Source organism: Mycobacterium sp., from assembly GCF_025933915.1.
Classification (GTDB): Bacteria; Actinomycetota; Actinomycetes; order Mycobacteriales; family Mycobacteriaceae; genus Mycobacterium.
Window position 1 is genome coordinate 1 of sequence record NZ_JAICZA010000187.1, and the last position, 7,718, is coordinate 7,718.

At 70.6% G+C, this 7,718-nt stretch carries 5 protein-coding genes and 1 pseudogene; 2 read left to right on the forward strand and 4 right to left on the reverse strand.

Annotated features, from left to right (window positions below; genetic code table 11):
• The 4 genes from Q0W90_RS21380 to Q0W90_RS21395 form a co-directional block, all read right to left on the reverse strand.
• Positions 1 to 3,471, reverse strand: a 3,471-nt coding sequence (locus Q0W90_RS21380) for a DEAD/DEAH box helicase (protein WP_297776432.1), incomplete at its 3' end; no start/stop codon positions are given.
• A gap of 87 nt (positions 3,472 to 3,558) precedes the next feature.
• Positions 3,559 to 4,221 (reverse strand): TetR/AcrR family transcriptional regulator, encoded by a 663-nt coding sequence (locus Q0W90_RS21385; RefSeq protein WP_297595781.1) that lies wholly within the window; start codon positions 4,219 to 4,221, stop codon positions 3,559 to 3,561.
• 46 nt (positions 4,222 to 4,267) lie between these two features.
• Positions 4,268 to 5,788, reverse strand: coding sequence for an aldehyde dehydrogenase family protein (locus Q0W90_RS21390; RefSeq protein ID WP_297595780.1), 1,521 nt, complete (start codon positions 5,786 to 5,788; stop codon positions 4,268 to 4,270).
• Entirely contained in the window at positions 5,785 to 7,020 is a 1,236-nt protein-coding gene (locus Q0W90_RS21395) for a DUF1338 family protein (RefSeq protein ID WP_297595779.1), read from the reverse strand. Before Q0W90_RS21395 ends, Q0W90_RS21390 begins: the two co-directional genes overlap by 4 nt.
• 30 nt (positions 7,021 to 7,050) lie before the next feature.
• On the opposite strand from Q0W90_RS21395, the gene Q0W90_RS21400 reads away from it, so the two are divergent.
• Positions 7,051 to 7,503, forward strand: a complete 453-nt coding sequence (locus Q0W90_RS21400) for an Lrp/AsnC family transcriptional regulator (RefSeq protein WP_297776430.1) — start codon at positions 7,051 to 7,053, stop codon at positions 7,501 to 7,503.
• Between the two features lie 51 nt (positions 7,504 to 7,554).
• Positions 7,555 to 7,718, forward strand: a pseudogene (locus Q0W90_RS21405) (L-lysine 6-transaminase); the annotation flags it as partial.

A 7,718-nucleotide genomic window follows, 5' to 3' on the forward strand; every position in this document is an offset into this window, starting at 1 on the left:
CCGGGGTGCCAGCACCAGCGGCTCGATCGCCGAAGCCGGCATCCGCACGCCGGCCAGCTGATCGATCACCGACATCAGCCCGTCCAGCCCGGAATAGCCTGGGGTGCGCGACGATTCGGCCGCCGCCACGTGATGCCAGGCCGGCAGGAACCGCCCGTACGCGGCGGTGCTGACCGGCTCGACCTGGGCCCGCAGCGCCGCCAGCGACCGCCGCCGCAGGATGCGCAACACGTCGGCGTCACACCACTGCTCACCCCCGGCCACGGGCGACCCGGGTGCCTCGGTCACGGCGACGAAGTCGCCGCGCACCAGCCGGCCGTCACCGGCCAGCCGGCCCAGGATGTCCGCCGTCACCCGCAGCCCCAGGCCGAACCGGCCGGCGGCCTCGGCCGTGGTGAACGGGGTGTGGGTGCGCGCGTAGCGGCCCAGCAATTCGCCGAGCGGGTCGGCCACCTCCTCGGTGAAGGCCGCCGGCACGCCCAGCGGGACCGGGATGCCGATCCCGTCGCGCAGCCGCCCGATGTCCTCGATGGCCACCCACCAGCTCCGGCCGGCGAACGACACCGTCAGCGCGCGCCGGGCCGCGCGCAATCCCTCCAGCCACCCACCCACGCCGGCGCCGCCCGCGCGGGCGGCCACCTCGTCCTCGGTCAGCGGGCCCAGCAGCCGGAGCAGGTCCGCGACGCCCTCGGCGTCGCGCGCGGCCCGTTCGGCCGAGAGGTGCTGCAGCTGGCGGGCGGTGCCGGCGATGATCTCGGGATCGAGCAGGTCGCGCAGCTCGACCCGGCCCAGCAGCTCGGCCAGCAGCGTGCTGTCCAGCGAGAGCGCGGCGGCCCGCCGCTCGGCCAGCGGGCTGTCGCCCTCGTACATGAACGCGCCGACGTAGCCGAACAGCAGTGAGGCGGCGAACGGTGAGGGCCGCGCGGTCTCGGCTTCGAGGACCCGCACCCGCCGCTGGGCGATGCCGGTCATCAGCGCCACCAGGGCGGGGACGTCGTAGACGTCCTGCAGGCATTCGCGGACGGTCTCCAGCACCACGGGAAAATCGGGATACCTGCGGGCCACCTCCAGTAACTGGGCCGCACGCTGGCGCTGCTGCCACAGCGGTGAGCGGCGCCCGGGGTGTCGGCGCGGCAATAACAGGGCGCGGGCCGCGCATTCGCGGAACCGCGACGCGAACAGCGCCGAGCCGCCCACCTCGGCGGTGACGATCGGCTCGATCTCGTCGGCGTCGAAGACGAAAAGTTCCGCGCCGGGCGGTGTTTCACCGGTATCTGAAAGCGTGTCGGGCAAGCGCACCACCACACCGTCGTCCGAGGCGGTGGGCTTCTCGTCGATGCCGTAGCGTTCCCGGAGCCGCCGGCCCACCGCCAACGCCAGCGGCCCGTTGACTCCAAGCCCATACGGCGAGTGCAGGATCACCCGCCAGTCCCCGAGTTCGTCACGGAATCGCTCGACCAGCAGGGTCGTGTCGGTGGGCACCACCCCGGCGGCGGTCCGTTGTTCGTCGAGCAGGCGGGCCAGGTTATCGGTGGCGTAGGCATCGAAACCCAGTCCGGCGCAGCGGGTCTCGAAATCATCCCGCGTCAGACCGGCCAGCTCACCGGTGAACGCGCCGAGCGCGGCCCCCAGCTCGGCCGGGCGGCCCACGCCGTCGCCGCGCCAGAACGGCAACCGGGCGGGCTGCCCGGGCGCGGGGATCACCAGCACCCGGTCGTGGGTGATCTCGGTGATCCGCCAGCTGGTGGCGCCCAGCGAGATGACATCGCCGGGCCGTGACTCGTAGACCATTTCCTCTTCGAGTTCGCCTACCCGCGAGGGCTTTTCGGACCCTTCAACAGAAGACGCCAGATACACGGTGAACAGCCCGCGATCGGGGATGGCTCCGCCGGAGGTCACGGCCAGCCGCTGCGCGCCGGGGCGCGCGGTCAACGTTCCGGTGTCGCGGTCGTAGACCAGCCGCGGCCGCAGCTCGGCGAAATCGGTGGACGGATACTTGCCGCTCAACAGGTCCAGGGTGGCCTCGTACACGCTGCGCGGCAGCGTCGCGAACGGGGCGGCCCGACGCACCGTGTCGAACCACCGGTCGGCGTCCAGCGGCTCGAGCGCGGCGGCCGCCACGGTCTGCTGCGCCAGGATGTCGAGCGGGTTGGCGGGCACCCGCATCGTTTCGATCTGACCGGTCAGCATGCGCTGCACGCTGACCGCGCAGCCGATCAGGTCGGTGCGGTGCTTGGGGAACAGCACCCCCCGCGAGACCTCGCCGACCTGATGTCCGGCCCGGCCGATGCGTTGCAGCCCGCTGGCCACCGACGGCGGCGCCTCCACCTGGATCACCAGATCCACCGCACCCATGTCGATGCCCAGCTCCAGGCTGGAGGTGGCCACCACCGCCTTGAGCAGCCCGCGTTTGAGGTCCTCTTCGACTAGGGCGCGTTGCTCCTTACTGACCGAACCGTGGTGGGCGCGCGCCAGTATCGGGTCGGCGCCGTACGTCTGGCCCGAGCTCATGATGTGCGCCGGGGCCCCGCCCGCCACCGCGGGGTTGGCCGCCACAAAATCTGGGGACACTCCCCCGCAAGCGGGAGGTGCCCCCACGACGCCGCTGCGTTCGGCGTGAATCTCGTTGAGGCGAGCGGTAAGTCGTTCGGCCAGCCGCCGCGAATTGGCGAACACGATGGTCGAATTGTGCGCCTCGATCAGGTCGACCAGGCGGTTTTCGACATCGGGCCAGATAGTGTTGTTCGCCAGGTTGGCCATGTCGGGCACCGGCACAGCCACGGTGAGCTCGACCGTCTTGGCTGACGGCGGCGCCACGATGGTGGTCGGTGCCTGGCCGGACAGGAAGCGGGCGAGCTCCTCGGGTGGTCGCACCGTCGCCGACAGCCCGATGCGCTGGGCGGGTCTGTCCTCCCGCAGCGCGTCCAGGCGCTCCAGCGACACCGCCAGATGCGCGCCGCGCTTGCCGGCGGCGATGGCGTGGATCTCGTCGACGATCACCGTCTGCACCCCGGCCAGTGTTTCGCGGGCAGCGGAGGTGAGCATCAGAAACAGCGACTCCGGCGTGGTGATCAGCACGTCGGGGGGCCGGTTGATGAGTTGGCGACGGGTGGCGGGCGGGGTGTCGCCGGAGCGCACCCCCACGCTGATGTCCGGTGGCGGCAGGCCCCGCCGTTCGGCGATGCGGGTGAGCCCGGCCAGGGGGGTGCGCAGGTTGCGCTCGACGTCGACGGCCAGCGCCTTGAGCGGGGACACGTAGAGCACGCGCGTGCCCGACGGGCGGTCGGCCGAGCAGGCCAGACTGTCCAGCGCCCACAGAAACGCCGCCAGCGTCTTGCCGGACCCGGTCGGGGCGATCACCAGGGTGTTGCGGCCGTCGGCGATGGCGTTCCAGGCATCGGCCTGCGCGGCGGTCGGCGCGGCGAACGTGCTGGTGAACCATTCGCGGGTGACCGCGCTGAACCGGCCCAGGGGGTCGGAGGGGCCGGGCGGCCCGGCCTCAGCGCGAGTGCTCACCCATCCATGGTGCCAACGGGGACCGACATGATGTCGCCGCGCTCAGAGGCGCGAGGTGGACATCGCCTCGCCGAGCTCCTCCGGAATCTCCGGCACCCGCGCGATCGCATCCAGCAGTGAGTGCGCGCAGGCGTCGGCGAGCTTGTCGGCGTCGGTGGCGGGGTCGATGATCCGCTGCCGGCAGATCTCGAAGGTCAGCGCCAGCCAGCCGTTCAGGATCACCCGCAGGTGGCGCTCGACGTCGGGTTCCATGGCGGCCGCCGGGAGCTCGGAGATCAGCCGGTTGATCCGGGACATGATGTGTTCCATCTGGCGGTTCTTCGCGTCGTCCTCGACGCCCAGCAGGACCGGGTCGGACCGCCCCAGGCCGACGTACGCGGCCCACGCGGCTTCCGGGTTCTGTTCGTGGTAGGCCATGTAGGCCAGCACACCGATCCGGATCTCCTCGTACATGGTCAGACCGGTGGCGTCGTCCATGTTGGTGTTCTCGTAGAGGCGGTCGGCCTCGTCCTTGACCACCGCCGCGAAAAACGCCCGCTTGTCGGGGAAGTAGTGATACATCAGGGCCCGCGACACCCCGGCGCGCTCCGCGATCTCATCGATGCGGACCTCGTCGTACGGTCGCTTCCCAAAAACCTCTGCCCCTAAAGCGAGCAGCTCAGCGCGCCGATCCTCGGGGGACAGACGCCTTCGGGCGGTTGGCATGTGTCAGATAGTACTCATATGAGATGAGAGGCCGGCCACATCGGATTCATCCGAACTCCACCCCCTGGGCCAGCGGCAACTCGCCGGAATAATTGACGGTATTGGTACTTTGGCGCATGTAGGCCTTCCACGAGTCCGTGCCGGACTCCCGTCCGCCGCCGGTTTCCTTCTCGCCGCCGAACGCGCCGCCGATCTCCGCCCCGGACGTGCCGATGTTGACATTGGCGATTCCGCAGTCGGATTCGGCCAGGAATCGTTCAGCCTCGCGCAGGTCCGTGGTGAAAATGGACGACGAAAGACCCTGTGGCACAGCGTTATTAAGCGCTATCGCGTCGTCCAGCTCGTCGTAGGTCAGCACGTAGAGGATGGGTGCGAACGTCTCGCTCGCCACGATCGAGGTCTGTGCGGGCATGCGCACCACGGCCGGCGCGACATAGTAGGAACTCGGCTGTTCGGGAACCTCGGGGTGCCTGCGGTCGCCGTCGATGACCTCCCCGCCGTCCGCGCGCGCCTGTTCCAACGCCCCCACCATGTCCCGGTAGGCGGTCTCGTGAATCAGCGGCCCGACGAGCGTGCCCGGCGCGCACGGGTCGCCGATCCGCAGTTGCCGGAAGGCGGACACGACGCGGGAGACCACCTCGTCGGCCACCGAATGGTGGACGATCAGCCGGCGCAGGCTGGTGCAGCGTTGACCGGCGGTGCCGGCGGCGGCGAACACCACGGCCCGCACGGCGAGGTCCAGGTCGGCCGACGGCGCCACGATGGCGGCGTTGTTGCCACCCAATTCCAGCAGCACCCGGCCGAAGCGCGCGGCGACGCGCGGGCCGACATCGCGGCCCATCCGAACCGAACCCGTCGCGGACAACAGGGCGATGCGGGGATCGTCCACCAGTAGCCCGCCGACGTCGCGGTCGCCCAGCACCAGCGAGCTCACCGCGGGCGGGGCGCCGACGTCGGCCGCGGCGCGGGCGATCAGCCCCTGGGCGGCCAGCGCCGTCAACGGCGTCAGCTCCGAGGGCTTCCACACCACCGGGTCCCCACACACCAGGGCCAGCGCGGCGTTCCAGGCCCACACGGCGACCGGGAAGTTGAACGCGGTGATCACCGCGACCACACCGAGCGGGTGCCAGGTCTCCAGCAGCCGGTGCCCGGGGCGTTCCGATGCGATGGTGCGGCCGTAGAGCTGACGCGACAGGCCGACGGCGAACTGGCAGACATCGATCATCTCCTGCACCTCGCCCGCCGCCTCCGAGGCGATCTTGCCGACCTCGACCGTCACCAGGGTGGCCAGCTCGTCCTTGTGCGTCCTCAGCAGCTCACCCAGTCGCGCCACCAGCGCGCCGCGCACCGGCGCGGGCGTGCTTCGCCACACCGAAAACGCTTGGGCCGCTTCGGCGATCGTTCGATCGGCCCGCTCGGGCGTGGTGGGCGCGACGGTGAACAGCACCTCGCCGGTGATCGGTGTGCTGGCGGGCAGCCCCGGCCCGTCCGGCTCGCCGAGGCCGGTGGCGACGCCGATCGCGTCGAAGGCCGTGCGCACCCGGGCGCGTAACTGTTCGGTGGTCATGAGCATGCCTCCTCATAGAGGGCGTACGGGTCATGAATGTCGCGGCCGAGGGCACCGGCCAGCCACTGCGCGTCGTAGCCGGATTCGTCTGGTGCGTCCGCGGTTTCGCCGTCGGAGTCCAGGTTGGACCGGAAGATGCCCGCCGCCGACGCGGGCAGGAAGTCCTCGTAGACGATCGGCGCCGACGGGTCACCGCCCCGGTAATAGCCGAGCCCCTGGGCGGCCATCTGCTCATCGGTGGGCGGAAAGTGATCCGCCCATACCGCGGCCGGATCGACGGCGCTCATCGCGGCGTCGTATCGCTCACGGCCCTTCGGCGTCAGCGCGACACCCCGGGCCTCCACTTCGCCGAAGCGCACCCGCAGCGCCCCTTCGGTGATCCGGCCGTCCTCGCCGCGGAACCTGCGGGGTTCGGCCAGGGCGCGAAAAGAGGTCTGGCGCAACAACACCGCCGGGCCGCCGGTGGCCGGCGGCCCCTGGATGGTATCGATCATGGTGATGGCGCGCCCGCTCATCCGCCGGTACAGGTCGTCGATGTCGAGGACGCGGGGCGTCAGGTGGTTGAGGTGGGTGGAGCCGACGCCGGCGATGTCGGCGGCCACCGCGGACACCCGCGACAGCTCGTCGTACCACGACTTGTCGATCGGCTCGCCGGACAGGGCGAATGCCGCCACCGCCGCCGCGACGAACTCCTGCGCCTGGTCGCCGGCGCAGCCACCCGCGGCGGTGACGACGCGCGCGCGGTCGAGCAACGCGGGATCGAACAGTCGGCGGCGCCCCAGGAAGGTGTCGACGCGGGCGCGCAGGTCACGATCGAAAAAGCGCGCGTCGCGGGTGGCCAGCATCGAGGTGAACATCCGAAAGGGGTTGAGCGACAGCTCGTTCGCATCGACAGGGCGGAAGGCGGTCGATACCACCGGGACCGGAGAGGCCGCGCAGCGCAGGTCGTAGTAACCGACCGGCAGCATGCCGAACGCGGCGAAAAGGTCGGCGGCGGCGGCCAGTTCGGCCGGGCTGCCCACCCGGATGGCGCCGTGCCGCTCGGCGGTGACGCGCTGCAGCGAGCCGAACCGTTCGGCATGCCGGTGGCGTGCCACGTGATCGGCGTTGACCTGCTCGCTCACCTGCACCAGGGTGCCGTAGGCGGGCACCTCGGCGGTGTACATCGCCGAGAGGCCCGCGGCGAACAGCGCGCGAAGCTGCGACGTCTCCAGCCATTTCGCGCGGGTCACGGCGCGCCGTTCCTGCGATAGTCTCCGGCCATGAGTGAGACGCTCGACGATGTCGACCGGATTCTGGCGCGCGAGCTGGTCGCCGACGGACGCGCGACGTTGGCGGAGTTGGCGGCCAGCGCCGGGCTGTCGGTCTCGGCGGTCCAGTCGAGGGTGCGCAGGCTCGAGGCCCGCGGCGTCATCGCGGGATACGCCGCGCGCATCGACCCGGAGGCGGTCGGGCACCCGCTGTCGGCGTTCGTGGCCATCACTCCTCTGGATCCCTCTCAACCCGATGATGCGCCCGCCCGCCTGGAACACATCGAGGAGATCGAATCGTGTCACTCGGTGGCCGGCGAAGAAAGCTACGTCCTGCTGGTGCGCGTCGCGTCCGCCCGGGCGCTCGAGGATCTGCTGCAGCGGATCCGGACGGCCGCGAACGTCAAGACGCGAAGCACCATCATCTTGAATACCTTTTACGAAGATCGGCAACATGTACCGTAAAGTATCCTGTAATAGTGTCATGTTACCGTAAATAACACGTATTATGAGTCCATGACGGCCGCCCTGGAGCGCTTCGCTCGCGCCGATCGGCGCACGGATCCCGACCGTGTCCACGAGGTGCTGGCGCGCAGCATGCTGGTCGACGGCTTCGACTTCGTGCTCGATCTGGCCCGCTCGGCCGGGTCCTACCTCTACGACGCCCGGGACGGCCGGCG